Annotated in this window: 20 protein-coding genes and 1 tRNA gene; 18 read left to right on the forward strand and 3 right to left on the reverse strand. The window is 36.6% G+C overall.

Annotated elements, in window-relative coordinates; genetic code table 11:
* Nucleotides 1-118 precede the first annotated feature (118 nt).
* The 5 genes from DLD54_RS00080 (at nucleotide 119) to DLD54_RS00100 (ending at nucleotide 4,035) form a co-directional block, all read left to right on the forward strand.
* Nucleotides 119-191 (forward strand) — tRNA-Thr (locus tag DLD54_RS00080).
* Between the two features lie 1,295 nt (nucleotides 192-1,486).
* Nucleotides 1,487-2,539, forward strand: a complete 1,053-nt coding sequence (locus tag DLD54_RS00090) for a Fic family protein (protein ID WP_233559179.1) — start codon at nucleotides 1,487-1,489, stop codon at nucleotides 2,537-2,539.
* A 223-nt stretch (nucleotides 2,540-2,762) separates the two neighbouring features.
* On the forward strand, nucleotides 2,763-3,101 hold the full coding sequence (locus DLD54_RS08950; RefSeq protein ID WP_233559180.1) for a hypothetical protein: 339 nt from the start codon (nucleotides 2,763-2,765) through the stop codon (nucleotides 3,099-3,101).
* Nucleotides 3,101-3,286, forward strand: coding sequence for a hypothetical protein (locus DLD54_RS08955; protein ID WP_233559181.1), 186 nt, complete (start codon nucleotides 3,101-3,103; stop codon nucleotides 3,284-3,286). Before DLD54_RS08950 ends, DLD54_RS08955 begins: the two co-directional genes overlap by 1 nt.
* Before the next feature lie 485 nt (nucleotides 3,287-3,771).
* Nucleotides 3,772-4,035: a hypothetical protein gene (locus DLD54_RS00100; RefSeq protein ID WP_109917812.1), complete on the forward strand. Its 264-nt coding sequence runs from the start codon at nucleotides 3,772-3,774 to the stop codon at nucleotides 4,033-4,035.
* A gap of 94 nt (nucleotides 4,036-4,129) precedes the next feature.
* On the opposite strand, the gene DLD54_RS00105 is transcribed toward DLD54_RS00100, so the two are convergent.
* Nucleotides 4,130-4,705 carry a hypothetical protein gene (locus DLD54_RS00105; protein WP_109917813.1) on the reverse strand — a complete coding sequence of 192 codons (576 nt, stop codon included), beginning with the start codon at nucleotides 4,703-4,705 and terminating at the stop codon, nucleotides 4,130-4,132.
* Nucleotides 4,706-4,948: 243 nt separating this feature from the next.
* Here DLD54_RS00105 and DLD54_RS00110 point away from each other — a divergent pair, with 243 nt between their 5' ends.
* The 5 genes from DLD54_RS00110 (at nucleotide 4,949) to DLD54_RS00130 (ending at nucleotide 9,820) form a co-directional block, all read left to right on the forward strand.
* Nucleotides 4,949-6,895 carry a M13-type metalloendopeptidase gene (locus tag DLD54_RS00110; protein WP_109917814.1) on the forward strand — a complete coding sequence of 649 codons (1,947 nt, stop codon included), beginning with the start codon at nucleotides 4,949-4,951 and terminating at the stop codon, nucleotides 6,893-6,895.
* 127 nt (nucleotides 6,896-7,022) lie between these two features.
* Nucleotides 7,023-7,238 carry a hypothetical protein gene (locus DLD54_RS00115; protein WP_109917815.1) on the forward strand — a complete coding sequence of 72 codons (216 nt, stop codon included), beginning with the start codon at nucleotides 7,023-7,025 and terminating at the stop codon, nucleotides 7,236-7,238.
* A 16-nt stretch (nucleotides 7,239-7,254) separates the two neighbouring features.
* On the forward strand, nucleotides 7,255-7,668 hold the full coding sequence (locus DLD54_RS00120; protein ID WP_338033546.1) for an NAD(P)-dependent oxidoreductase: 414 nt from the start codon (nucleotides 7,255-7,257) through the stop codon (nucleotides 7,666-7,668).
* 76 nt (nucleotides 7,669-7,744) lie between these two features.
* Nucleotides 7,745-7,996, forward strand: coding sequence for a helix-turn-helix transcriptional regulator (locus DLD54_RS00125; RefSeq protein WP_109917817.1), 252 nt, complete (start codon nucleotides 7,745-7,747; stop codon nucleotides 7,994-7,996).
* Nucleotides 7,997-8,248: 252 nt separating this feature from the next.
* Nucleotides 8,249-9,820 (forward strand): ATP-binding cassette domain-containing protein, encoded by a 1,572-nt coding sequence (locus DLD54_RS00130; RefSeq protein ID WP_109917818.1) that lies wholly within the window; start codon nucleotides 8,249-8,251, stop codon nucleotides 9,818-9,820.
* A 90-nt stretch (nucleotides 9,821-9,910) separates the two neighbouring features.
* Here the strand turns inward: DLD54_RS00130 and lacZ are convergent, their stop codons facing one another.
* A complete protein-coding gene (lacZ, locus tag DLD54_RS00135; RefSeq protein WP_109917819.1) occupies nucleotides 9,911-12,943 on the reverse strand; it encodes a beta-galactosidase, LacZ type in 3,033 nt (1,010 codons plus the stop codon).
* Between the two features lie 76 nt (nucleotides 12,944-13,019).
* Nucleotides 13,020-14,570 carry an MFS transporter gene (locus DLD54_RS00140; protein WP_038520491.1) on the reverse strand — a complete coding sequence of 517 codons (1,551 nt, stop codon included), beginning with the start codon at nucleotides 14,568-14,570 and terminating at the stop codon, nucleotides 13,020-13,022.
* Nucleotides 14,571-14,946: 376 nt separating this feature from the next.
* Here DLD54_RS00140 and DLD54_RS00145 point away from each other — a divergent pair, with 376 nt between their 5' ends.
* The 8 genes from DLD54_RS00145 to DLD54_RS00180 all read left to right on the forward strand — a co-directional run bounded on the left by DLD54_RS00145 (nucleotide 14,947) and on the right by DLD54_RS00180 (nucleotide 26,872).
* Nucleotides 14,947-17,430, forward strand: a complete 2,484-nt coding sequence (locus DLD54_RS00145) for a hypothetical protein (protein ID WP_109917820.1) — start codon at nucleotides 14,947-14,949, stop codon at nucleotides 17,428-17,430.
* Nucleotides 17,431-17,456: 26 nt separating this feature from the next.
* Nucleotides 17,457-18,374, forward strand: coding sequence for an ROK family protein (locus DLD54_RS00150; protein ID WP_109917821.1), 918 nt, complete (start codon nucleotides 17,457-17,459; stop codon nucleotides 18,372-18,374).
* Between the two features lie 119 nt (nucleotides 18,375-18,493).
* The gene (locus DLD54_RS00155) at nucleotides 18,494-20,182 is read left to right on the forward strand and encodes a polysaccharide lyase family protein (RefSeq protein WP_109917822.1); all 1,689 of its coding nucleotides are present in this window, start codon (nucleotides 18,494-18,496) and stop codon (nucleotides 20,180-20,182) included.
* Between the two features lie 27 nt (nucleotides 20,183-20,209).
* Nucleotides 20,210-21,760, forward strand: a complete 1,551-nt coding sequence (locus DLD54_RS00160; protein WP_038520502.1) for an MFS transporter — start codon at nucleotides 20,210-20,212, stop codon at nucleotides 21,758-21,760.
* An 8-nt stretch (nucleotides 21,761-21,768) separates the two neighbouring features.
* A complete protein-coding gene (locus DLD54_RS00165; protein WP_109917823.1) occupies nucleotides 21,769-23,292 on the forward strand; it encodes an SGNH/GDSL hydrolase family protein in 1,524 nt (507 codons plus the stop codon).
* 27 nt (nucleotides 23,293-23,319) lie between these two features.
* A complete protein-coding gene (locus tag DLD54_RS00170; RefSeq protein WP_109917824.1) occupies nucleotides 23,320-24,264 on the forward strand; it encodes a phosphatase PAP2 family protein in 945 nt (314 codons plus the stop codon).
* A gap of 18 nt (nucleotides 24,265-24,282) precedes the next feature.
* Nucleotides 24,283-25,803: an alpha-N-arabinofuranosidase gene (locus DLD54_RS00175; RefSeq protein WP_109917825.1), complete on the forward strand. Its 1,521-nt coding sequence runs from the start codon at nucleotides 24,283-24,285 to the stop codon at nucleotides 25,801-25,803.
* Between the two features lie 40 nt (nucleotides 25,804-25,843).
* Nucleotides 25,844-26,872: an aldose epimerase family protein gene (locus DLD54_RS00180; protein ID WP_109917826.1), complete on the forward strand. Its 1,029-nt coding sequence runs from the start codon at nucleotides 25,844-25,846 to the stop codon at nucleotides 26,870-26,872.
* Nucleotides 26,873-26,896 lie beyond the last annotated feature (24 nt).

The raw sequence follows: 26,896 nt of genomic DNA on the forward strand, positions 1-26,896 counted from the left end.
TACTCTTAAAAAAGTACGCCAAAGTTTAGTTATAGCAAAAACCGAGAAAAAGTCAAAAAGTGCTTGCGTAAACTGATAGAATATGTTTTAATTAATATCGTTGTCGAGATATGACAATGCTGACTTAGCTCAGTTGGCAGAGCACGTCACTAGTAATGATGAGGTCGGAGGTTCGAATCCTCTAGTCAGCATTCGGAAGAGTAAAATTAGTAAAATAACCTTGATATATCAATATTTTCTGTTGGTAAGTTAAGGTTATTTTTTTGTTTAAAGATATACGGTACGTGGTAAAAACGCTGTATACCAAGAAATTCTTTGAGTTCAGAATAGAGATTGCTAGAGCCTTATTCTATAGGCGCTCAGTTGTGTTAGCAAATGAAGTAACAACTTCGCTTGATCCGGTACTTTCAAGGAAAATTTATAATACTTTTTTGCATGAATATCTTTGAAAAGTTGTTGAAGTAGCGCATCATCTTATTCCTAAGGAAAAGACGATATTTAACAAAATAATTCACTTTAAAAATTAGGCTTATTTGGAGTAGCAATATCATAATCAAGTAGATAGTTACTTACTTATATTTTTCAATCCAGTAGCCAATAGATATAATTATATTAATAAAAACTGCTGTCACTAGCTGAATTAATAGTATTATTGTTAATTTTATTTTGTTGATTTAAGACTTGTTTAATGCTATTATTAAATAAATATAAATTTGTAAATAATAGTTGGTACAAATTTTATAACTAGTAACGTGTTATATGGGTTAATACTGCCAGTGGGCTTTCATTTTATTTATTTTAGGATTTTTGTACCGAAAGCTTATGGTAGTGTGATGAAACTATATTTTTTAGCTTATAGCAAATGTTGTAGTTCTTCTGACATCGTTTATAGTAAAAATCAGGTTACTATACATAAACTTTCTTTTTGTTAATTATTTTAATCTTTGTTTTAAAAAAAGGGATGTGAAAAATCATGAATTATTATAAAGCCTTTAATGCGGGAAGTAGTATATATCTGGTTGTATTTATGATTGATTATATTATAGAGCTGTTTAGTATTAACAGTTCTGGTATCAAGACAACAGCATTAGGACTGAAAATAATTACAACTATGAATGAGCATTCCTTAAACACTACTTTTTCATTAACATGGGAAGTGTTAATTTCGTATTTGATTTTTATATTATTTTTTATGCTCGCCTTTTATTTTTTAAAAAAGATAAAAAAACAGATGACTATATGGTAATGTCAGCTAGAATAATAGTCTTATTCAGAAGAATCATTTGACTCGATTAGCTTTGACCTATCAGCATTTCGCGCAGATAAGTTAAGGCTAATTTTTTGTGTGGTAATAAATATTTTTCGGTGCAATAAACAAATTTACGGTGCAAAATAATTAAATTTTGCACTGATAAACTTTTAAATACACTGATACTTGGTATAAAATATGTAGGAAGAAACTAGCTTATAAAGGAGACATAATATTTTGAAAGTTTTTGATTATCAAACTTTAAATGGTTTGAAATTAACCACGAAGATGATTGAAAAACTCAATCTGATCTATGAGTTGAAAGGTAAAACGGATCATATCTCCTTAAAATCAAAAGACATAATGAATAAGCTGTTAGTGGTCGCAAAGATTGAGAGTACAGACTCATCAAATCGAATTGAAGGAATTGCAACAAGTGACGTACGGCTTAAGAAATTAATGGAGCAAAAAACGACTCCGAAAAATCGCAGTGAAGAAGAAATTTCTGGCTATCGTGATGTTTTAGCTATAATCCATGATAATTATAAATATATCAAGATTACGCCCAATAATATATTGGCATTACATAAGCAATTATTTAATTTTACTGAAAGCAGCTGGGGCGGTCAATTTAAGGACATTGATAATGCAATTATTACTACCTTTGCAGATGGTCATAAAGAAACTCGCTTTACTCCACCACCAGCTTGGATGACACCCAAATTAGTCCAAAGTTTATGTGAAACTTATAATGATGCAATTTGTGATAATTCTTTCCCGCCATTAATACTGGCGGCAGCATTTATGTTGGATTTTGTATCAATTCACCCATTTAGAGATGGTAATGGCAGAATGTCACGCTTGTTAATGTTACTTGAATTACAACAATTAGGTTTCGGAGTTGGTAAGTATATTAGTTTGGAACGTTTAATTGAAAAAACTAAGGCGCAATATTACCGGACTTTGTTAGAAAGTTCAGGTAAAGCATGGATTAATAATGAAAACGATTATGGACCATATGTTGACTACTTTTTGAGTATCGTATTGCAAGCTTACCGTGAATTAGATTCACGAATTGATTTCACTAGTAATACGGAAAAGGATCCGGAATCATTGCTATTGAGTAAAATTACTAATAGTTTAAAACCGCTATCTAGACAAGAACTAATGAATTTGGTACCGCAATATGGTGAAAGTACTATTAAACATGCTTTAGCTAGGTTGCGTAAAGAAGGAAAAATAGGTTTAGTAGGCAAAGGAAAGGCAAGTCGCTATATTGCCAATGACTAAAGCAGTATAATAAACAAGTTATCGGTGCAAAATTTAATTATTTTGCACCGATAATATCAGAGACTTTCTGATGTTTCTATAAATCATTTTTTCTATAATAACTTTTTTCAGTCATGCACCTTTGGTTCATATTACCAATGTTTAGTAAAGTGCTGAAATTAAGCATGCCTAACTAAAACTAATTATGTTGTCTCTAATCTTTAAATTTAAAAAGTTAATATTTTTGAACATTATAAGGGTAATTAATTATGAAAAAGTTACATTTTTTCAACATTACTTCGATCTGCTTTTAGCGACTTATAAATTGTTTTTCAAGGCAGCTCGCAGTTTAGCTGCTTTTGTTGTTTTATTGGCACCTATCCAAGCAATTGCTTCCGTTCTTGCAGTCAATGTGGGACAAAATGTCATTAATGATGTTTCTAAACACCAAAATTTTGTTGTTAGTCTAATAATTTGGATTATAGCTACCGCTTTAACGCAGTTATTGCCACCTGTAGCTACTTCTGTTCAGGGCATTTTAACTGATAAATTAACGGGTTTTATCAATGTCAGCTCAGCCTAATGACTAAATCCCAAGATTTACAGTCTCTTAGCATTTTTGACGACAGCTTCTACTATGATGATTTAAAGATGTTAAAAGACGATGCTTCATGGCGACCAGTAAATTTGATCATGTTTGAAGTGGCAGTAATTCAGTCTGCTTTAATTCTACTTTTTATGCTGTTTCTTTTGGCGCGCTATAATTGATGGATTGCAGTTTTACTGCTATTAGTCATGGTTCCTCAAAGTTTGAGCTATTACCGTATTCAACAAGAGCCTTTGAAACAATGGTCACCCGTAGTAAAAATACGTCACACTATTTCAGGATAACAGAAAAGATGTGGATCAAGTCCGTAAAAAGCAGATGGGCATCAGCACTTTTTTCCTCGCGCTTGTCTGCGGTGGAATATGCGGATAAGATTTTCTTTTTACAAAATGGTAGAATTCTCGGCTTTGACACACAAAAAAATTAATCAGAACTAATGCTGATTATCGTAAGATGTACAATTTACAAAAAGAGGCTTATGTCTAAATACAGGTTGGTCTGAAAAGTGCTTTTTGTTAAAATCAAAGTAATTCAGTAAAAAATACTTTTGGTAAGAAAAATCCTAAAGCAACAATAAACTTTTGCAATTAAACTATTTTAAGTAAGCATTGGCTATATACACTAGCGGAATAGAAGGTGTGACAATATGAATTCCATCAAAAAGTTTTTAGATTGGCTAATAAGTTTATTACTGATTATAGTGGTCGGACTGATTTTGATCACACTTTTTTCTGCATATTATAGTTTTGGCACAATGATTTTTGGGGTCCATGAGGCAAGCGCAATAAAGGATTTTTGGTTCACAGAAATCATGTTGGGTACAGTTTATGTATCTGTAGTTATGGTCATTGCTATATATACAGCAATAACTCGTTTTTTGAAGAAAAGAAAAAATAAAGTTTCTAGTTAAGTTGCTAAGATCACAATATAGTAAGGTAAAGGCAGATAGTTAAGTGAACTATCTGCCTTTTATTGTTCTAATTCCTATTTTTAAAAAGCGTTTACTAATATAAAAATCCTTTATAGTGGCGCTTGTTCAACTTTTTAGCAAGTTTAACTGAGCGATACCAGTGAGACGTATTATGTATACTTGTTCCATCAATCGTGTTTGCAATTGATAATACCTGGTGGCCCTTAAGTTTGGAGACGTTGAAAAATTCACCGCCATTTTCACCCCAGCCGCCGTCTTCACCATCATCACCAGTATCTGGTATACCGATGCCAGCAGGTTCGTTCCATTGTTTTACATTTAACCAAGTAATACCTCTTTGTTTCTGATAGCCAGGGATGAATACCCAATCTGCTCTTTCAAAATCCGGTTTATCATGTGGTATATATTTATGTATTACTTTAGGTGTATATTCACCTAAAATATACGTTGTTTTAGTTATTTTTACTTTACTGAGATATTTTCCAGCCCCGTCAGTATAATACTGGTACCAAGTTCCGCGCATGTTCTTAGGAAAAACAGTAGGAACTCCTTTTGCTTGAGCAGTATTTGGAGTGTTACATACACTTCCGACGCCAATAGCTACAGCGATTAATGCCAATATTGTGAAAATTCTTTTCTTTAGTTTCATTTTCTTTCTCCTATTTTTACTACTAAATTGTATTATATACTACTAATCACTAGTATGAACCAAATTAATAGTAATGACGAAAATATTTGGCAAGATGTCTAACTTTAGCAACATAGCGGCCAATCTTTTTAAAAACTACCATAACAAAAAATTAAAAATGTCGAATACGACAATTTCCTCTTTGCTTTTCTACCTGAATGTACCATTAAGCTAATAAAAAATTAAAAATAAGGAGAAAAACAAATGACTAAATTTAATATTCGTGGTGGCTTTGGCGATTCTACTAAACCTGATGTAAATATTCGTGAGCAAGATAACCTTTATTTAGCGGTTAATTCAAAATGGCTGCAAGAAAACCCTGTTCCTGCCGGTAGACCAATCATTGATGGCTTTAGCGTGGCAGAGAAGCAGACTCGCAAAAACTTAGTAAAAGATTTTACTGATTTTTTAAGCGGGCAAAAGTCAATTCCGCACATTAAGAATTTTAATAAAGCGGTAGAGTTTTACCGGGTAGCTAAAGACGAGCAAAAAAGAACGGCCGAAGGTGCAGCCCCAATTAAGCAAGATTTAGCCTTTTTAACCAGCCTCAATAATTTAGCTGATGTCAATGAGAATTTAACGAAACTGTTGCTAATGGATAACTTGCCGTTCAAATTTGAAGTGGAGCCAGATTTCAAAAATGCACAGTTGAATATTGTCACTTTTTACCGGCAAAATTTGATTTTGGCTGATACCAGTTATTATGGTAATGAAAAAACCACTAACCTGCTTGACGTTTGGCAAAAGCAAACTGCTAATCTGTTGGTAATGAGTGGCATTAAGCAGGATGAAGCAGAACAATACGTTAACGGCGCAGTTAAGCTGGACCAGCGTTTGGCGCAGGTTTATCAATCAGCAGAATATAACTCTGAAGTTGAAAACATATATCACCCTCTGAGTGTGGCAGAATTTACAAACCAGAGTAAAAATATTCATTTAGCTGATTTACTGAAAGAAACTGGTCTTGAGACCACTAAGAAAGTTAATGTTACTGAACCAGGTTATTTAGATAAATTTGATGAATTGTTTAATGAAAAACATTTCTTCGAATTAAAAGGTTGGCTAATTGGTCATTTTATTAATCAAGCGGCACGGTATTTGTCACGTGAATTTCGGAAAGCAAGATTACCACTAAGAAAAGCAATGTACGGCATAGATTCTTTAGCTGCAGATGAGCGTTTTGCGTATGACCAAACAATTGCAATGTTTGGTGATGTTATTGGTCAGTATTATGGCAAAGAATACTTGGGCGCTGAAGCCAAAGCTGATGCTACTAAAATAGTTAAAAATATGATTGCGGTTTATCAAGACCATTTAAAAAACAATTCTTGGCTGTCAGATACCACTAAGAAAAAGGCATTAAAGAAGCTAGATACTTTAGTCTTAAAAATCGCTTATCCAGAGCATGTTCAAAGATTTTATGACGAGTTCAAAGTAACAGCAGCTCTAGCAGGTGGCAGCCTATACAGCAATATTAAAGCCAATAATCAAGTTAAACTTAGGGCTAACTTTGCAGATGTTAACAGCCCGGTTGATAATTCACTTTGGGAAATGGCAGCAGTAGAAGCCAATGCTTGTTATAATCCGCAAAGTAACGACATTACTTTTCCGGCACTATTATTACAAAAACCTTTTTATGATTTACACCAAGATCGTGCAGCTAACTATGGCGGTTTTGGTGCAGTGGTAGGACATGAAATTTCACATGCGTTTGATAACAACGGGGCACAGTTTGATGAATTAGGTAATATGAAAAACTGGTGGACTGATGAGGATTATGCCGCATTTAATAAACGGATCAAAGCCGAAATTAAGCTGTTTGATGGCGTTGAAGTTGGTACAAGCAGAGTCAACGGTAAATTGACAGTTTCGGAAAATATTGGTGATCAGGGTGGTCTAACAGTAGCCGTTGCAGCTAACAAGCAAGAAGGGGGAGACGCCAAAACTTTGTTTGAAAACTATGCGCGAATTTGGGCGACAAACGCTAAGCCTGAATTTTGGCAATTAATCGCCGCGTCTGATGTTCATGCACTTTCTCAGGCTCGAGCAAATGTGCAGGTGCAATGTCAAGATGAGTTTTATCAGGCTTTCAATGTTAAAGAAGGAGATGGCATGTGGCTTGATCCGGATAAACGAGTACAAGTCTGGTAAAATTTGATACTATAAATTAAGTATTTTTTAAGAAAATTAATTCCTGCTTTGTGCTAAAACAGATATAAGTCCAGCACGTGATGCTAGAAAAATAGTAAAATAATTTTTTAGGTAGGAGAAAATAATAATGAAAAATGTTCAAAGACTAACTTCTATATTAGCGATTATTTTGTGGGTTGTCGTGATTGGCATTTTTGTTGTGGCTGTTGCTAACAATCAGCTGTGGAGCATGGGACCGGTTATAACACATAATAGACCGCAAAACGCCCTTGGCTGGTTAATTGTAGCTGCTATTGCGGTAACGGCAGTCAGTGTAATTTTAAGATTGACTAGAAATAAATAAGACATAAATAAAAGTCGTGCGACTAAGATTGGGCAAACTGAGTAGGCGATCTGCAAAGACAATTGACATTTTCTCCTGCACCAATAACTTTTTGGGGGCAACACCTGCAACAACTGGCGTTTTCAATAAACAAGTTTTCCAGCAAATGAAAAAGACAGCTTATATCATCAATGCTGCTCGGGGTAAATTGATTAAACAAACTGATTTGATTGCCGCATTGCAAAACGGAGATATTGCCGGGGCAGGTTTAGACGTCTATGAAACCGAACCGGAAGTACCATCAGCTTTGCGTGCTTTAGACAATGTAGTTTTGTCACCGCATGCGGGTGCAGGAACCCAAGAAGCCCGCATATCTGTTACTGCTGAAGCTGCTCAGAACCTCATTTCTTATTTCCGAGATCACAGATTGATAAATCAGGTAAATAAGTAATTACTATAATTATTAATAATTAAAAGCCAAGTTTTGCTTGGCTTTTTTTGTCGTAATATAATACGAAGCTAACTACATGAAGTATACTTCATATTTTGAAGAAGGTGAGATTATCAAAAATTTAGTTAAGGAAAATAGGAAAAAGCTGCACTTAACGCAGCATGAACTCGCTCTTAAAGTGGGTGTCACTGAACGAACGATTATCTCAGTAGAAAAGGGGAAATATAAACCCTCACTTATCTTGGCGTATAAACTAGCGCAAGTTTTTAGAACTGATATTGAAACCTTGTTTTGTTTAGAGGAGTATTTAAAAGATGAAGAAGAATAAGAAAAGGAAGATCAAAGATTATATTGTGGAACATACTATTTTTAATTGAGATAATTATAGGTATTACTAATGAATTTAGAAATTAAAAACAGCAAAAAGGGCATTGCATTTTAGTACAATATTTTTTCCACTTGCTTTCCTGATAGTGACCTCTTAGTTAAATAGTATTGTAATCAAAGCCTTTCTCAAGTTTAATTAATTTATCATCTTTATGAATGAAAAAAATATTCACAAAACTGAGGGAGAAAAATAATGATTTACCATAACTATTCACATTTAAAATTCTTTTGGCTCAATGTTTTCGGTTTGATATACAGTACTTTAAATATCTTTGCTGCTTATATGCTTAGCAATTTGATCAATATGGCAACTAAGAGACAATTTTCAGTCTTACCTTCTTTAGTGACGCAGATCATAGTAGCGTTGACTTTAATCTTAATTTCAGGCTTACTATTTAATTACTTAAAAACCGATGCAGTTAAGCAGATTAACACAAAGTTGAGATCTAGAGTGCTGAAAGGGATGCTGCAAAATAAAGAAGAAGATAGTGCTAATTTAGGTTTTTTAACTAACGACTTTAAGTTATTAGAAACTAACCGTTATGAAGCTGAAATCGAAATGCTGATCTATGCTTATACCGTTATTTTGGCGCTAGGTTATGCTTTATATCTAAACTGGTTTGTTACCTTGATTTATTTCGTGGGCTCAGCAATCCCTACAATCGTCTCCAACTTTTTCCAAAAACCAATTCAAAAGGCTTCAAGTGATTGGACTAAGGCTAACGACAAGTATGTCAGCCAAACCAAAAACATTTTAGCTGGCACCAGTACTTTTAATTTATACGGCGAGCAAGACAATGCTGTTAAGCAAAATAAGAGTGCCGTTGAACGCCTGGAAGAAAAATTGGCCAAAATGAATCTGCTAAATAATAATACTAATACCTACCTTAATATTATCGCGATTGCCAGTGCCTTTTTACTACCATTTGCTTTTGGGACATTACTGGTAGTCAATGGTCAAATAACATTGGGAGCATTATTTGCCATCACCCAGCTTTCTAACTCTTTTGTTAACCCTATTCTGCAAATTTTAAATGAACGAAACAATTTATCTACCACTAAGGGTATCGTTAACAAGATCAAGCAGTTTATTGCTAAAGGTGAGCAAAAACCGCAAAGCAGTGTTGCCACTGACGACTTTAAGCAACTAGAAATAAAAGATCTAACTTTAAAGCGTCAGGGTAAAGAATTAGCTAGTCAAATTAATTTTGCAGTTGCAAAAGGACAAAAAGTGGCGGTCATTGGACCGTCCGGCTCTGGTAAATCCACCATGCTTCAATATTTAATGTATGGTGATTACGGCCAAGCACAAGAAGAGTTGCTTAATCAAAAAGCAGTACAACCAGGCACTTTTACCAACCTGTTTGCATATTCAAGCCAAAGTGCGGTTATCTTTGCCGACTCATTATGGTTTAACCTTACGTTAGGTGCGAATATACCACGAGAAAAAGTTACGGACGTGTGTGAACATTTAGAACTGGGTCAGCTGGTTAAAGAAAAAGGTTTTGACTATCAATTAGGTGATAATGCTGATCAATTATCGGGTGGGCAATTAGCCCGAATTGAACTGGCAAGGGCTATCTTAGCCAAACGACCAATTTTATTACTAGACGAAGTCAATGCCTCATTAGATAAGGCAACTTCTCAAGCAATTCATGATTACTTGTTTGCTTCAGACTTCACTTTTATTGAGGTTATTCACCACTATGAACCGGCAGAATTAAAGCGGTACGATACTGTAATCGACTTTAATGATTATATTTAAGATATGACATCATAAAAAAACTTATTTTCTTACGATAGAAAATAAGTTTTTGTTTTTTTATGTAAAACCAAAATTATTAAGTTCAAATATTTATTGGCTGTCACTGAAACCTTGGAACTTAAAAGTTAGTGTGATTGGGCTATCAGCCTTAATTTGGTATTGTGCGTGAACCGGTGCGCCCCAGGAGTCATCCCCGCCAACACCCATTTGTTTAGCCAGAATTCTGACCCTCGTGCAGTATGGTTGAGGCAACTCATAATGATGATATGCATTTTGAATTTCATATTCACTGTAAGGCAGAACGCTTTGTTCAAATGGTTTATTGAGTGCAGTAAATTTTAATCCGCGGCCATTGTTGTCGTACACTTTGAGCCAGCGTGTTGCACCATGATTTCCTGCTTCCTGCGGTACTAAATACGGGGTGAAATTAGCTTGAGCATTACCTTTAAAAATTCCAAGTTTAACACCATTATTACGATCACTATAATTTTCATCTGGTCCCAAACCGTAAAATTCGTAATGGTTAAATTGTAACGGTAACTTGAAATCCACTCCGATAGCAGGAATATTAGGCAAATTTTTGTGTCCCGGATAAGAAAGAGTAACTGTTACTGCCCCGTCTTGAGTTACCGTATAAGTGATGGTATTAAACACTTTTTCGGGCAGAGCCAATTGATATTTAAAGCTCATCGTAACTGTTGTCTCAGTTTGTGCAATGTCACTATCAATTAATTTTTGATATTTGCCGGCAATAGACCACATACCAAGTTCAAAGCCACCATTGTAGCCATCGTCATTATTGGTTAATGCGCGCCAATAACTGGACTTGGGAATTTCGGAAATGTATTCTTGTCCGTCATATTTATAGGAACTCAAGCCGCCTTTGGCCTTTGATAGTTGTAAGCTAAAGTGTTCTCCGCTGACACCAATGTTGGTACTGCCGTTAACCAAATTAAGTTTGCTTTTTTGGGCTGCTGGTTTGTTAATAGACTTAATTAACTTTTGGGCAAAGCAGATTTCATAATTTTTTGGTGCCCACAGAGTATCATTTTTAAGTTTAGCCGCAACTTCTGCAACATATTCTCCGGGTTGGGTACCAGTTGACCATGGCAAAGACTGCTGCAAACTCTTTCCCGGTTCGACAACTAGGTTAAAGTCTCGTTCTTTTAAAAGCTTGCCGTCTTTTAGTACTTTGGCAGTAAAAATCAAATTGGCAGTATCAATAAACAAATTTTTGTTTTTAATAGTAAAACCGTCCTGATCAATTCTAATTTTGATATTGGAATAGTCTTGCTTAACTTCAGCCGCTTTAGGAGAAGGGGTCCGATCAGCCAGCAGAATCCCATCGCCACAAAATTCATAGTCGCTTGGTCGATCTGTCCAATCACCGCCGTACGAAATACATTTCTGCCCGCGCGGATCGGTTGTTAAAAGACCTTGGTCAATAAAGTCCCAGATAAACGCCCCTTGGTAGTTGGGGTACTTGTCTGCAAGTTCTGTATCTAATTTCATACCACCAGTCGAGTTACCCATTGAATGCATGTATTCGCATTGAATAAAGGGCCGGTCAGTGTGTTTCTCCAATTGATTAATAATATCTTGGGGTTTCCAGTACATGTGGGTCTCCATGTCAGAATACTTCTGGTTTGCGCCGCCCCTAAAGAAGCCTTCATAGTGAACTAATCTTGATTGGTCATGCTGATGAAACCAGTTGGCACTTGCGACTAAATCTTTACCTGTGTATGATTCGTTTCCCAAAGACCAAATTAGGATTGCCGGATGATTTTTATCCCGCTGAAACATAGAATTGTCCCGATCAATAATTGCTGGGAGCCATTCAGGATGATCGCCGGGAATATTCCAAGATTTTCCTAAAGCATCAATTTGTAACCAGCAGCCATGAGTTTCTAAGTTAACTTCATCAATCATATAGATACCATATTGGTCGCAAAGCTTATACCAGAAAGGATGGTTAGGATAGTGGGAAGTCCTGACGGCATTAATGTTATGCTGTTTCATAAACTTAACGTCGAATATCATATCTTCTTTAGTGACGCTGTGACCAAAGCGGTAGTCAAACTCGTGGCGGTCAATGCCCTTAAAGACAATCCTTTTTCCGTTTAACAACATAATGCCGTTCTTTTTTTCAAATCTTCTAAAACCAATTTGAGTAGATGTGATTTCAACAAGATTTTCCTGATTAAAAATGCTAAGAACAGCGTTGTATAAGTTAGGTTCTTCTGCACTCCATAACTTAGGGTGAACTACCTTAAATACTGCTTGGGCTAGTTCTTTATCAGATAAAGTCTGCTCTAGCACTTTATGCTTGTCTGGAGCGAATAATTCAAAGCGAAACTTGGTTTGCTCATTTTTATTTTCAACTTCAGCAGTAACACTAACCTTGCCTTCTGAAAAGTCGGCGTTAAGAACAGGCTGATAATGCAGGTCCTTGATATAGGTAGCGGGTACGGCGTAAAGGTAGACGTCACGGAATATCCCAGACAATCTAATCATATCTTGGTCTTCTAGCCAGCTGGCACTGGAATATTTGAATACTGCCACTGCCAAGCGATTGGTACCAGATAGTAAATAATCACTAATATCAAACTCACTGGGAGTAAATGAATCCTCACTATAGCCCACAAAATGACCGTTCAACCAGACATAGAAAGCTGTTTGGACACCTTGAAAAGAGAGAAAAACTTTTTTATTTTTCAGATTGTCCTTGAGTTCAAATCTCTTTACATAGCTTGCGACCGGATTGAATTTTTGCGGAATAGCGGGAGGCACCAGCTGTTCATGTCCATCCCACGGATATTGCGTATTAACATATTTAGGGTGATTAAATCCTTGTAATTCTAATTGTCCAGGGACTTTAACGTATGAAAAGCCACTATCATTAAAATCATTCTTGTAAAAATTTAATGGTGCAGTAGATAGATTTTGAGCAACATGCACTTTCCAAGTGCCATTTAAACTTTGCTTTAAACTGGTTTTTTTACTCTGAAATTCTGCTTGATTTTGATAAAAGGCAAAATCCGCGTGCGCTGGCAGGCGATTAATTTGAAAAACTTGCGGATCGCTGAGCCAATCTAAAGTAGGGTTTTTAATTTTTGCCGTCATTTTGTTAACACTTTCTCTATTTTTATAAAAAATAAGAGACGGAAAAAGTTTTTCCGATCTCTTAAATCATTAAAATTTAGTTATTTGAATTTTTAGCTTCTGGCCAAACTTTATCGTAATCAACACCAATAATGTCTTTAGTGGTGCGCTTTACTTCATCAGTAGCATCAGCTTTAGAACCGCCGGCACGAAGTCTGGCAATTTCGTTGATTATTATGGTATGGCTCTTCTTATTTAGCTTATAACCAAATGAGATAAGTAATGCTAAGAAAATCAATATACCAGAGCCAAACAAAATAACATTTAAGATTGCGTTTTGAGTAGCAATTGGCTGAGTAGCTGCATTTTTGGCAAAGCCGTTGTTATCAAGATACATACCAACAAATATACCGGATAGTCCTGAAGTTAAACCACGGACAAAACTAACAACTGCTTGGAAAGTACCAGCCTTGTTTTCGCCAGTGAGCAGTTCGCCTAAGTCTGGCATAAATGGGTACATGTTCCAAGGAAGGAACCAGTCAATAGCTCTGGAAATTATGAAGAGCATCATGATGATAAATAATAATACGAATGTGTTCTTGGGTTGCAGTTTGCCTAGAGCATAAAGAATGATAAATGTAGCCAAGTCAATTGTTAAAGTTACGCCATAAATTTTTCTAGGACCGAATTTAACAACAGCCCAGCCACCAATTAAAGTACCAATAAAACCGAAACCGGCAAATGACATGATGTAACCGGCAGTTGAGGCGCTGCCGTGCAGACAGAAAATAACATAATATGTCCAGACCATGCTCATAACATCAAAGCCGGTGAATGACAGCAGGTAAATCAAAATTTGCTGAGTATATGATTTAACCCGGAATACGCGAAGGTAATCCAATAACTGTCTTCCCAATATCTTCCAGAAAGAACCGTGAACTTTTTGATGCTTTTTTTGTTTGTTTTCTTCAGCCTCTTTGTCAGCCACATTTTCGACTTGGTCAACAGGCATTTCCCAAGTATTAAACGCTGTCAGCCAGAGGCCGAGCAAGTAGACTACACCAAAGAAGACAGCATTAAGAGTCAACGCCATAGCGCTGTGTTGCCCAAACACCTTAAAGAGTTGTGCGGGAATGAAGTTGGCAAAGAAGTTTGAAAATGCGGCAAAGACCAACCTGGTGGTAGAAAGTAACGTACGTTCATTAAAGTCGGTAGTCATTTCGTTTGGCAGAGTTGAATAAGGTACAGTAATCATTTGTTGGATCAGCAAAAATGCTAGATAAACAAAGAAGTAGTACCAGTAGTTCAAACCGCCGAACCACAGGCAAATGTAGGAAAGAATTAATGGTGAACCAAAGATTAAAAAGAAATGGCGTCTGCCAAATATTTTTCCTAGTTTAGTGTGATAAAAGTTGTCGGTAATACCACCAGCAACCAAACCAAAAACTGCAGTTACCCAACTACCAATAGCAATAATTGAAGCACCTTGTGTAGCAGATAAATTGCAGAATGATGTGAAGAAGTAGAGCATCCATGCTGACTGAACGGCTTGCGCCCCACCACTACTGAAATCAGTTAAACCATAACAGATAGCAGTCCAAAGAGTGACTTTCCGCTTAGTATAAATTCGTTTTGAAAGTTTATTCATTTTACATTCTTACCCCTAAATCTATTATAAATCGAATCTATTAAACTATTAGGAAGCGGTTCCACTGAAAATTGTAAACATATTTTGTTCAAAAAACCAGAAGTTTTTAAAAAGTTTTTTGTAAAATAAGCTGGCTGTGGATAGCAATTTAGTATACTTAAACTAGTTTTATATATTTTATTTAAAACATTTTTGCGAAAATGGTCTAGACCGTAACATAACAAAAAAGCCTAATAATTTAGCCATAAAATAACTATTTTATAAAAGCGGTCTAGTTTTACTATCTGTGAATAAAGTTGTTTTGCCAAAATTACTATGCTAAATTAAAAACATGGAAGCGGTCACAAAAAATAAAAAGGTTAGGAGAAATATTTAAATGGATTCTAAGAAATTTACGGTTTCACAAAATGAATCTTTAACTAATTTTCTACTTTCACCAATTACCTATGAGCGCCAAACTACAGTTCCGCCACGAAAATTTCGCAGTGGGCTTCGGCCTAGCCCTTATGAGTATGAAATGAAAGGCATTGATAATGAGTATCCGGGTAGAGCTTATTTTTTAACTCATAAAGTAATTGACCACCAAGATTTAGCTAAGAATATCAAATATACTAAAGTGTATTCCGGCTTTGAGGATGACTTTATTACTTTATCGACTGAAGTTCCGGTACCGACAATCTTAAGATGTTGGGCTAAAACTTATATTGATATGGATGAAGATGCTAAAGTTCCATTCCAAATGTCAACACCTGGCGGCATGAAAATATGGGTTAATGATAAGTTGGAAGTAACTTATAAAAATTATACGCGGAATACAACTAAGGCTAAGAACTGCGAATTGTCTTTAGCACAGGGTACTAATGAAATAGTCGTTTATTTTGACGATTTAGCTGAAAGAGACGCCGATTTTATCTTTTCTCTGGTCAATTTAGGCACGAAGAAGCTCCATGGTCATATTCCGGTTAAAGATGCTGCTGCTCTTGAACATGCACAACATTTACTGGCATCTATTCATTTCTTGAAGGATTATTACGCTCAAGGCGACATAAAGTTTTTTGTAGATTCACCAGTAGATACTGCTCTAAGAATTAGGTTTAATCCACCTGCTGAAGATCCGTATAGTGATATGCAAAGCGGCAATATTACCGAATTCAAGCAGGATGAGCGCAAAGTAACAATTACGCCAGGTGCACATGAATATGTAATGGGCAACACGTATGATTTTCAATTTGCTTCTTTAACCAATGTTGAATTTGGAGTTAAGTTGCCCGATGGTTCGTGGGTTACCAGAATTATTACGTTAACAGTTTATAATACTAAAAACTATGAAAATGTGATTACTGGTAAAACGCTGGCAGAACGTAAAAGACAAGCTTTAGAATATTATGCTAGGCAAAACCTTGATGATATTAATGTTGCTATGGCAAAGATGTATCTGAATAAGCCACTTACTTATGAAAAAGGGCATAAGCTGCCTTTTGAATTAGAAAGTGCACTTAATTTAGTCAATAATCATGGGGATTGTTCCGACTTTATTTTGGCGCCTTTGTTAAGCTTTATGATTAAGTATCCGGACAAGATGCCCCCAGAAATTAAGCAGACGCTTAAGGAAACAGCGCTAAAGTTCAGATACTGGATAGATGAGCCGGGCAATGACGTCATGTGGTATTTCAGTGAAAATCACGCATTCTTATTTCATATTGCACGTTATTTTGCCGGTTATCTGTATCCGAGTGAACAATTCACGGTCAGTGGTCATAAAGGTAAAGAACAATATGAACTGGGTAAAAAGCAAATTGAAGACTGGTTTGATGAGTTTTTCAAGTATGGTCTGGCTGAATGGAATTCGTTAACTTACATGCCAATTGATTTGATTGGACTGTTCAGTTTATACAATGCGGCACCGGATGAAAGTATCAGAAATCTAGCGCAAAAAGGACTAGATTTTTGTTTCCAAATCATTGCGATCAACTCATTTGGTAAAAATTATGCCTCAACTTATGGTCGCGTTTATGAGCACAATTTAAAAAATATCTCTCTCAGTGAAATTGCCAGTTTAGCTAAAGTCGCGTTTAATATCGGCTGTTTTAATGATGCCTTAAGAGATGCTGCCCCGTTTTCACTCTCGGATTACGTACCACAAAGTAACCTCAAAAAGTACTTTATTCCGACTAAACCATATAAATTTGAGTATCTTCAAGGGATTAATCAGGCTCATTCATATATCTATAAAACTCCCGCATACGCAATGGCTAGCGTGATTAACTACCAAGTTGGTCAGCACGGAGTGCAGCAGCACAATATGAATATTGCTTTGAAAGACATGATTACAAACGTCTGGATTACAAACCCTGGTGAGCGTAAGTATAGCGGTGATCATAAACCAAGTTACTGGGCAGGTAATAATAGAGAACCTCAAATCAATCAGTATAAAAATTACATGTTTATGACTTATAATTTAACTAGGGATGACTTACTTTTTATTCATATCTATTATCCATTCTGGGAGTTTGATGAAGAATTAGCTGGTGAAAATTGGTTAGCCTTTCGTAAAGGCAATGCTGCTTGCTTTATTCACTTTTCAAATCCGATCGTAAAAACTAAGTTTGGTCCCGAAACGGATCGTGAATTTATTAGTAACGGCACGAACCACTTTGTTTTTATTACTTGTTTTACAGTAAACGGTAAGCTACCCTCCAGCGCTGATTTACTTCAACGTTTTAAGGTAGACGATGTAAAAAGAGCAGTAGTAGCTGACGGGCGACACTTCAAAGTAAGACCAGAAAAATTAACTGTTGATAATGAAGAAGTGCCGACTAATACTGCCAGCTATTTAAAAATTGGTGGTTTAACAAATTAAAATTTTAGTAAGTAGCGGCGATAAATATGGAAGATGTTGTAATTGGCATTGATTTTGGAGGAACAACGATTAAGTTCGGCTTGGTTACTAGAACCGGTCACATAAAAAAGCAATGGTCTATAGCTACTCCTGCAAAAACTGCACCAGAAACCGTTATGGCAGAAATTGTTCAGGAAATAAAACGGCGAGTAAGTAGTGCAGAGCACCTTTTAGGTGTTGGTCTGGGTATTCCGGGATCGGTGAGACCCGATACTTTAGCTGTCTATGACTGCAACAATTTAGGTTGGAATAAAGATACGGATATCCTAGCACTGCTGCAAAAAGGCTTGGATATACCGCTTGTAATAGAAAATGATGCCAATGCTGCAACTATTGGCGAGAAGTGGCAAGATAGCACCAGTAAAGACAACCTCATGTACGTTACGTTAGGGACTGGCGTAGGAGCTGGAATTGTATTAAATGATCAGTTGGTTCATGGGTTTGCTGGTGCTGCTGGTGAACTAGGACATGTTATCGTTGACCCAAAGGGGTTTAAATGTACTTGTGGTAATCGCGGCTGCCTTGAAACGGTATCATCAGCCACTGGAATAGTACGTCTTTATCAAAAAGAGAGCGGACAAGATGAAGTCTCAATCACAGCAAAAGAAATTTTTGACCAGGCAAAGCAAAACTCTCCTTTAGCCTTAAACGTGGTGGATCAAGCTTGTGATTATTTAGGCTTGGCTTTAGCAAATGTCGCGAATGTTCTTAATTTGGAAGAAATTATTATTGGTGGCGGCGTAGCTGCTGCTGGTGAATTTTTAAGAGCAAAAGTTGAACGGGCTGTGGATAAGTATCTTTATTTTAGCGCTCAAAATCACATTACTATTAAATTAGCAAGTTTAGGCAATGATGCAGGAATTCTAGGCATGGCAAAATTGGTTTTGCAAAAAGTAAATAAATAATATTCATATTTTGGTTATAGCAGCTGCGCCTATAGGTCTGGGTCATGCTGATCATTTGCTTTTAAAGACGAGGTAGAGCTTGTGCTTTATCTGGTCTTTTTTAAAAAGGTGAATTAAAAATGAAAGCGAATCTACGGTTAAAAATTAGTGGCAAAAATTCACGCGCAGCTTTAATTGATAATGGTCAATTACAAGTATCTTTTGATGAGCAAGGCAAAGTAAAGCATCTACGTTATCAGGGGTTGGAGCTGCTTACCAGCCTTGCCGGCGAGCCGGGTGATCCCGATAAAAGGCATAGCTTTTATTGTGACTATCATCAGGCTGGAAAAACTGTTAACTTGCAGCCGTCAGCCCTAAAAATTATTGAGAAATCTGCCGCACGAATACATATTGCATATATTGATGATACAAACGAATTAGGTATTGAATATCATATTATTATTAATAATGACGATCCCGCAATCTATTCTTATGTCAAAGCATGGAATAACGTGCACCGCAAATTTAAGATTAATGAATTACGCACGGTTTACCGCTTAAATCGTTCTTTAGTTCCTGTGAGTTATAACGGCGAACGAACTGGCTTGCAACCAACTTCTGCGCACATGATGCAGGGGCAAAAATTGCAAGATGAAACTTACCTCATGCCGGATGGCTCGCTTTATGACAGCAGCATGATTTATTCAAAATATGATTATGCCGGCTATTTGAGTAAGACAGATTTGTGGGGCCAATTTGGTCAAAAATTAGGTTTTTGGCTAATTTTACCAGATAAAAGTGCTTATGGTTGTGGTCCTCTTAATCAAGATTTGTTGGTCCATTATGATGCGATAGTTCTCAATTACATGGTCAGTGAGCACTTCGGCAAGGGCGTGTTTGAAGTCCAGCCTGATTTTAATAAAATTTTTGGCCCCTGGTGCATTTATTTAAATAATGGTGACTTAGCCGATGCTAAAAAAAGAGCGGATCATGAAAAAACGACTTGGCCTTATGATTGGGTTAAAGACCCTGATTATGCCCAAACTCTTTATCAGGTACAGGGCAAAATCTATTCAGAATATCGTCATCAAAACTGTACGGTCATTCTGACAGATACTAAGGCGGATCAGGTGCCGCTTAACCAGCAAAAGGCTGGTTTTATGTACTATACGGATACGAATGCTGCGGGTGAGTTTAATATCGCTCACATCAGACCCGGCAAATATTTCCTATATGTCTATGAAAATTATGCAGATGATTTGGCAACACATCTTTTAAAAGAGGTAATAGTTACTGATCACAATTTAGATCTGGGCTTGTTAAAGATTAAGCGGACAACAACAACTATTTGGCAAATTGGTCTGTGTACTCATACTACAGCCGGGATGAAATTCAGTGAGCAGCTGCGAAATTATAGCTGGCTTGATTTGGTTCCTGCAAACTGGGATTACGACATTGAAAAAGATGCAGAATGGTACTATTTGCAAAATGATCGTGGTCGATGGCAAATTCACTTTAGTAAAAAATCCCTGCAATTCGATGGTCGGGACTATGAATTGCAGTTATCTTTTGCCGGGACATCTCAAAAAGATATGACAAATGATAATGGCTGCACGGTAAAAATTGCTTTAAATGGTACTACAATAGCGACTAAAATTTTCCCGAATGATCGTGCCGCTTACCGTTCAGCCATGAAAAGCGGCGGTTATCATCTATGGCAGATAAAATTACCTGCCGCCGCCGTTTTAAATAATAATGTTATTAGTATTACGACTGATGGGTACTTAATGTATGACACTATAAGTTTAGTTAAATCAATAATTGATTAGTGCTTTTTCGGTATGAGGAGGCAAATTATGAGTAAAGAAAAGAAAAACACCCAGTACCTTTCTACAGGTGGTGAAGGAGTCAAAATTCCTTTATGGCGCAAAATTGGTTTTTCGGCTTTTCAATTGTCTAATGTAATGATCACACTGGTGACTACATGGTTGATGTATTACTACACGACTTTTCTTAAAATTCCAATTGTGGTTGTTACTTTAATGTTTACGTCTGCTAAGATCATTGGCGCTGTCTTAACCCCAATATATGGCTATATTTCTGATCGTTTGTATCAGACAAAGTTTGGGCGCAAACATGGACGTAGAAAATCAATGTTTTTAATAGGAATTCCGTTAAAGTCTTTGACCTATATTTTTATGTGGATTCCAGGGATGCCGCAACCATTATATTTTATTTTCTTTTTGTTATATTTCCTTATTACCCCCATGCTGTCAACTTCGCAGTTAACTTTGACATCGGAAATGTCGGAAGACTCTGATCAACGGGCACAGCTAGTAGGTTTTAATCAGGCTGGAGCTGCCACTTCCGGAATATTTGCTTCTTTATTTATTGCTTGGATATTCAAGATTTGTGGTCAAAATAACGTTAATAGTTTTGTAATTGCTGCTGTAGTCTACGATATTGTAGGTACATTGATGCTCATTCTTTTTTACAATTCAGTTTATGAAAGACCGGTTGATGAGTCGACAGTGCTTGAACAAAATAAGATTAGTTTGTGGAAGCGTCTGGTTAATATTTTTTGGAATTTTATTAGTGCTATCAGAATAAAATCTTATTGGACGTATTTGTTAATGTGGCAGTGTGAGGAACTGTTTCGGACTATTCGGGGAGACATTAATACGTACTTCATTATCTTTGTCTTACTGTTAAGCCCCACAGAAGTCGCTGTTTCCACGAGTGTAGGCTACTTTTTTGGCATTATCTTTCTCGTGTTCTTCATGTGGCTGCAGGCCAAAACAAATGGTATGTTTTCATACCGTGTGGGTGCCTGGGGCGCAATCGTTGTCTTTATTGGTATTTTCATGTTGGCCGTTTTAAAACCGGCACATTTAAATATGTGGTGGATTATTGCCATGGTAGCGTTAAACTTTGGGATTACTGGTGTGGTCAATTCTTCGCAATATATCTTTACTTTTTTGCCCGATGTAGATGAAATTGTCACTGCCAAAAGGCGAGAAGGAGAATATGCTGGTGTGAACACTACCATTGATACTATTCTTGATTCACTTTTTACCTTAATTATCGGCATTATTTTACAAATGACCGGCTTTAAGGCCGGTACCAAAGTACAAGCGCCAACCACGGTCAAGGCCCTGCTTATTTTATATTGCGTTGTTCCGATTGTTTTGCTGCTTTTGGGCATAGCCTTTTCTTATATATGTAAATTGAATGTGGAAAATCATAAGATTATTCTGCAGGAGATTAAACGGCTTAGAAATGGCGGCGCCAAAAAGGACGTCACTCCTAATACTAAGGCGGTTGTCGAGAATCTAACCGGAATGCCGTATGAAAGATGTTGGGGAAATAACAAAGTTATGGACATTACGCGAAGTATTAAAAAGTAGTGGAGAAAATGAAAGACATTGTACTTGATTTTGAGAAGAAAAGTTTTACTGCTATTCCGGAATATTATTGTTGTGAATACCCTAAACCCGCTGCAGGATGGCACGAGCAGGTTTATTATCCCAGATCTATTCAAATTACTAATAATTATCCCGTAAAGACTGATTTAGAGGGCTTAAAAATGACCAATAAATCGTGGGATGAAATTGGCGCAGCGCTAAACGATGATGTCAAAACCTGCCCGCATTACACTTACGCTGAAACAGTACATTTGGTGCTTAAAGTTGCTAATGCCAACTATCAGCTTTTCTTAACTGTGGCAAATTACGAAGAAGTTGATCAGAAAGTAGATATTGTTATCAATAAAATTAACGAAAAAACCATATTAGTTCCAGCTGCAGGGCAGGTAAGGGTGAAGTTGGAAATTGCATTGTCACATACCACTTTTGATTTATCCTTGATTACTCATAATCGCCCTGATAATGCGCAAAAAGCGCATCCAGCAACAGTTTATTTGAATTACTTAAAGTTAAAGCAACAGGCGTTAAAGCCAACAAGCACCAAAATAGGTATTTATATTGCCTCTGACTCTACTGCGCAAACGTATTCTTTAACAGAATATCCGCAATCAGGCTGGGGAGCAGAACTGTATCACCAATTAAAGGGAAAGACGGTAAAAATAAAGCCGTCATCTTTTTATCCGCAAGCGACAATTTATGAATGGGAAAATGCTTTTGTCGATAATCGCTCAATGGGAGCAAGGTCCTCCAAGTCATTTATCTTAGAGGCAAGACTTGAGGCAATTTTAAAAGATATTGCCCCGGGGAATTATTTACTAATTCAATTCGGTGATAACGATGCCACGTCGTATCGTCCTAACCGCTATGTTGCGCCGAAAAAATTCGCTGAATATTTAGTGCAATACATAGATAGTGCATTGGCAAGAAAAGCAATTCCAATTTTAGTCTCCCCGCCAGCGCAATTTAAATATAATGACCAAACAAAGCGTTTTAGCATCTGCTTTGATGATTACCGCAAAGTTATGTTGCAAGTTAGTCACCAAAAAAATATTCCGCTGATTGATTTGGGCAAAGAGTCAACCGCGTTATTGAATTATTTAGGCTGGGATGCAGCACACATGCTTTATTTACAAACAAGTAAAGCAGATTATCCCAACCTTAGTGAAGATAAGCATGATATAACTCATTTTTGTTCTTTTGGTGCTTTCGCCTTGGCTAAAATTATTGCTCAGCATTTAAGCAGTATTATCGGTGCAGAATACTTTGAGTTAAAAGAGTTTAAGCAAGATTTAAGACCAATTATTGACCAGCGCATTGGTATGATTCATTTATCCTGGCCAGAAGTTAAGGGTGCAGAATTTTATGTCGTAAAAGAATGCGGCCAAGAAAGGCATTATCTTGCTACTACGTTTAAAACTAGTATTTACGTCAAAGATAACAGACAAAAGCAATTGGCAATAATTCCCTACCATGGCAACCAACCATTGGCAAAAGAGTTAATAATTGAAGTCTAGAAAGGTTAAAAAAGTTATTGATTAATTATGGATACTGAGCAGGAATTGGGGTCAGATTACAAAGTTTTTTCCAAAAAAACAATTACCGTTACCCTGATTGTCATTTTAATATTATTTGTTATTGGTACTGTTTGGGATCAACCACTTTCTCAGTTAGTGGGAAACCAGAATGAATGGTGGGCAGCTATTATCCAAGATATGGGTGCTTTTCCCAATGTAGTGCTGTGTTTTTTAGGAGCAGAAGTCATTTTCCAAAAAGGGACCAGGCTGCAAAATCGTCTGTTGAAATATATGACGCTGCTTTTTAGTTTTATGTTTGGTTTAACCAAAACCTGGGATTTTTTTATCGAAGCCAGAAGTCAAATGGGACAAGCATTTGCTAATGCTACTAAAAACTTGCCGGTAGGTGCTGGCAATGACTATTCATTTATAGTTACTAATAAAGAGCTCTATTTTGTTGTGCTATATATCATTGCTTTTTATCTCATTCATAAAGCTGTGCAGCTGGCTTGGCTCCAAAAAGTCAGTGACCGTGATCTTGCAAGACTAGTAATCGTTGGGTTAGCTGGAATTGTAATTGATACAGCAACAGGTGAAATACTTAATCAAATTAAAAATATTGTCAGCAGACCGCGTCCATTTATGAATTTGACTAAAAACGAACCGTTTAAATCATGGTTTATGGTCAACGGCATGTTAGGTTCTGATGATTTTGCATCTTTTCCATCGGGTCATACCAGGTGCTTTAGTATGGCACTTTATTTTTCGCTGTTTGTTAATACCAATAACGCAAAATGGAAAAAAATTTGGAAATATATTGGTTTTACCTATTTAATTATCGGTGGTTTTTCCAGAATGGTCATGGAAAAACATTATCTTTCTGATGTAGCAATGGCTGCCTTTATTGGTTTTTTAGGCATTACTGTTTTGGTAAAACTACTCCATTTAGAAGAAAATAAATTTGATTTTTAAACTGATGAGGGAGAAAAGATGTTGGAAGCTAGTTCGAAGATTGATGATAACGCGATTGTAGGCAAAGTTAAGCCAAGAGTGTTTGGTACTTTGATAGAACAGCTTGGTAGAGGTGTCTATGGCGGACTTTATGATCCAGATTCAGAATATGCTGATGAAGAAGGCTTTAGGACAGATGTTATAGAGCTGGTAAAAGAACTGGGGATAACGACTGTTAGGTGGCCGGGAGGAAATTTTGTTTCTGGCTATAAGTGGGAAGATGGCGTAGGACCAAAGGATAAGCGCCCACGACGACTAGATTTAGCTTGGCATTCTACAGAAACTAATCAATTTGGCTTGCATGAAATGGAAAGATGGCTACAAAAGGCAGGCAATTTAGAACTTATGGCCGCGTTAAATATGGGTACGCGCGGTTTACAAAGTGCACTCGACTTTTTAGAGTATGCCAATATTCCCAGCGGTACTGCTTTAGCAGACCAGAGAATAAAAAATGGTGCCCCAAAGCCCTTTAATATTCGTTTATTTTGTTTAGGAAATGAGATGGACGGTAAGTGGCAGCTCGGTCATTTAGATCAAGTTGAATATGCCAAAAAAGTGGCAAGAGTGGCTGCGGGTATGAGACAAATGGACCCTCATTTGGAACTTATCGGTTGTGGGTCTTCTAATCACGGGATGGCAACCTTTGGTGAATGGGAAGATACTTTATTGCAATATGCTTATGATGAGATTGATTTTGTTTCCTGTCATGCCTATTATCACGCTGATCCCGGTAAATTAGCTACTTTTTTGGGCTCAGCTGTTGATATGGATCGTTTTATTGATGAGGTCGTTTCTTGTATTGATGCCAGCAAAGCTAAGTTAAGGTCGAATCATCAAGTTAATATTTCTTTTGATGAATGGAATGTATGGTATCAAGGATCAGAGCCAAGCAAAGTTCCAGAAGGTCTAAATAATTGGCCGGTTGCACCACATTTGCTGGAAGATATTTATACAGTAACTGATGCAGTTGTAGTAGGAGATTTTTTAATCACTTTGTTGAAACATGCTGATCGGGTAAAAGCTGCATCCATTGCCCAACTAGTTAATGTGATTGGACCCATTATGGCGCCGGCACACGCTCCTGCTTACCGCCAAACCACCTTCTATCCGTTTGCTGAAACAGCTTCTTTGACCAAAAACGGACGGGTGTTAACAGAAGTGTCTACTTTTCCTAAACTCAAGAATGAAAAATATGGCACGATAGACGTCATTGACTCAGTGAGTGTCTATTGCGCGAATAATTCCTTAGCTATCTTTATCGTCAATCGCTCAACAGATGAAGATATTAATTATAAAATAGCTTTACCGGCTGATCATAAATATTCGGAGATTGTTAGGGCGCAAACACTGCATGATGACAATTTTTACGCGCAAAATACTGCTGAAAATAATAGTCGCGTCATTTTGAATGATAATGATAGTATTAAGCTAGATTTGCAACAAAAAAAGTTGGAAATTAATTTACCTAGAAATTCATGGACAGTTATCAATATTAAATGATTTAATTTTAACTATCTAGATAGTAAAGGAGGTAGTTTAAATGAAAACCTTAGTACAGAAATATGACAGAATGAATGGCAAGGACCTTTGTGAGATAACTTTGATTAATGATCACGATGTTAGAGCTAAAGTTCTTAATTATGGTGCCACTTTAGAAAAGTTGGAAATTCCCACAGGCAATAATAAATGGGAAAACATTATTATGTCTCTTGCAACTCCCAAAGATTACGCTAAAGAAAGAAATTTCTTAGGTGGGACAGTTGGCAGAGTTGCAGGTCGCATTAAGGATGGTAAATGGCAACACGGAAACCAAATTACCCAATTTAAATTAAATGACGGACAGAATTCACTTCATGGTGGTGGAGAAGTAGGTTTTGATAACAAACCATGGGATTTTAAAATAAGTAGTGATAAAGATACGGCTAGTGTACAGTTAATTCTATTTGATCCTGATGGAGAAAATAATTATCCGGGAAACATGAAGATTATTGCTACTTACCAGTTAGATAATGATAATAATCTGAATTATAATATCACTGCTTTTACGGATAAAACGACTTTGTTTAACCCTACCAACCACACATTTTTCAGGCTGGATGGTCCACAGAGTAATGTTGAAGACTTAAATTTACAGCTTAACGCTGATTATTATGTACCAGTTGATGATGCAACTATGCCTGTTGCGGGAATGGCAAAGGTGGCTGATACTGTCTTTGATTTTCGCAAGCCTAAGAGATTAGGTGCTATCATAAATTCTACAGCAGAACCGCAAATAAAAAATCGTAATGGGTTAGATCATCCCTTTATTCTGAATGGTTATAAGCCAGCAGCTGTCTTGTCTTCTAACAAAACGAACAGGAAGTTAATCATGTCTACGGATGCACAAGCGGTGGTCGTTTTTAGCGCGAATACTTTTAACCATCAGGGCGCCGCTAAAAATATCGGCAGGCATGATGGTATAACATTGGAGGCACAAGCCGCTCCTGAAAGTGACTATAGTCTATCTTCCTTTACATTAGTTCCCGGCGAGAGATTTTCCAGAACTATTAATTGGCAAGTAGTTTACTAAGTTAAAAAAACAAGTTCAATTCTG

It is taken from the genome of Lactobacillus helsingborgensis, from assembly GCF_003173695.1.
GTDB classification, from domain to species: Bacteria; Bacillota; Bacilli; order Lactobacillales; family Lactobacillaceae; genus Lactobacillus; species Lactobacillus helsingborgensis.

Bases quoted from the DNA above. Each gene is read 5' to 3' on its own strand.
- DLD54_RS00125 (WP_109917817.1), top strand. From the start codon at position 7,745: ATGAAGTATACTTCATATTTTGAAGAAGGTGAGATTATCAAAAATTTA.
- DLD54_RS00105 (WP_109917813.1), bottom strand. From the start codon at position 4,705: ATGAAACTAAAGAAAAGAATTTTCACAATATTGGCATTAATCGCTGTA.
- DLD54_RS00130 (WP_109917818.1), top strand. From the start codon at position 8,249: ATGATTTACCATAACTATTCACATTTAAAATTCTTTTGGCTCAATGTT.
- lacZ (WP_109917819.1), bottom strand. From the start codon at position 12,943: ATGACGGCAAAAATTAAAAACCCTACTTTAGATTGGCTCAGCGATCCG.
- DLD54_RS00100 (WP_109917812.1), top strand. From the start codon at position 3,772: ATGAATTCCATCAAAAAGTTTTTAGATTGGCTAATAAGTTTATTACTG.
- DLD54_RS00170 (WP_109917824.1), top strand. From the start codon at position 23,320: ATGGATACTGAGCAGGAATTGGGGTCAGATTACAAAGTTTTTTCCAAA.
- DLD54_RS00160 (WP_038520502.1), top strand. From the start codon at position 20,210: ATGAGTAAAGAAAAGAAAAACACCCAGTACCTTTCTACAGGTGGTGAA.
- DLD54_RS00180 (WP_109917826.1), top strand. From the start codon at position 25,844: ATGAAAACCTTAGTACAGAAATATGACAGAATGAATGGCAAGGACCTT.
- DLD54_RS08955 (WP_233559181.1), top strand. From the start codon at position 3,101: ATGACTAAATCCCAAGATTTACAGTCTCTTAGCATTTTTGACGACAGC.
- DLD54_RS00155 (WP_109917822.1), top strand. From the start codon at position 18,494: ATGAAAGCGAATCTACGGTTAAAAATTAGTGGCAAAAATTCACGCGCA.
- DLD54_RS00175 (WP_109917825.1), top strand. From the start codon at position 24,283: ATGTTGGAAGCTAGTTCGAAGATTGATGATAACGCGATTGTAGGCAAA.
- DLD54_RS00165 (WP_109917823.1), top strand. From the start codon at position 21,769: ATGAAAGACATTGTACTTGATTTTGAGAAGAAAAGTTTTACTGCTATT.
- DLD54_RS00115 (WP_109917815.1), top strand. From the start codon at position 7,023: ATGAAAAATGTTCAAAGACTAACTTCTATATTAGCGATTATTTTGTGG.
- DLD54_RS00145 (WP_109917820.1), top strand. From the start codon at position 14,947: ATGGATTCTAAGAAATTTACGGTTTCACAAAATGAATCTTTAACTAAT.
- DLD54_RS00150 (WP_109917821.1), top strand. From the start codon at position 17,457: ATGGAAGATGTTGTAATTGGCATTGATTTTGGAGGAACAACGATTAAG.
- DLD54_RS00140 (WP_038520491.1), bottom strand. From the start codon at position 14,570: ATGAATAAACTTTCAAAACGAATTTATACTAAGCGGAAAGTCACTCTT.
- DLD54_RS00110 (WP_109917814.1), top strand. From the start codon at position 4,949: ATGACTAAATTTAATATTCGTGGTGGCTTTGGCGATTCTACTAAACCT.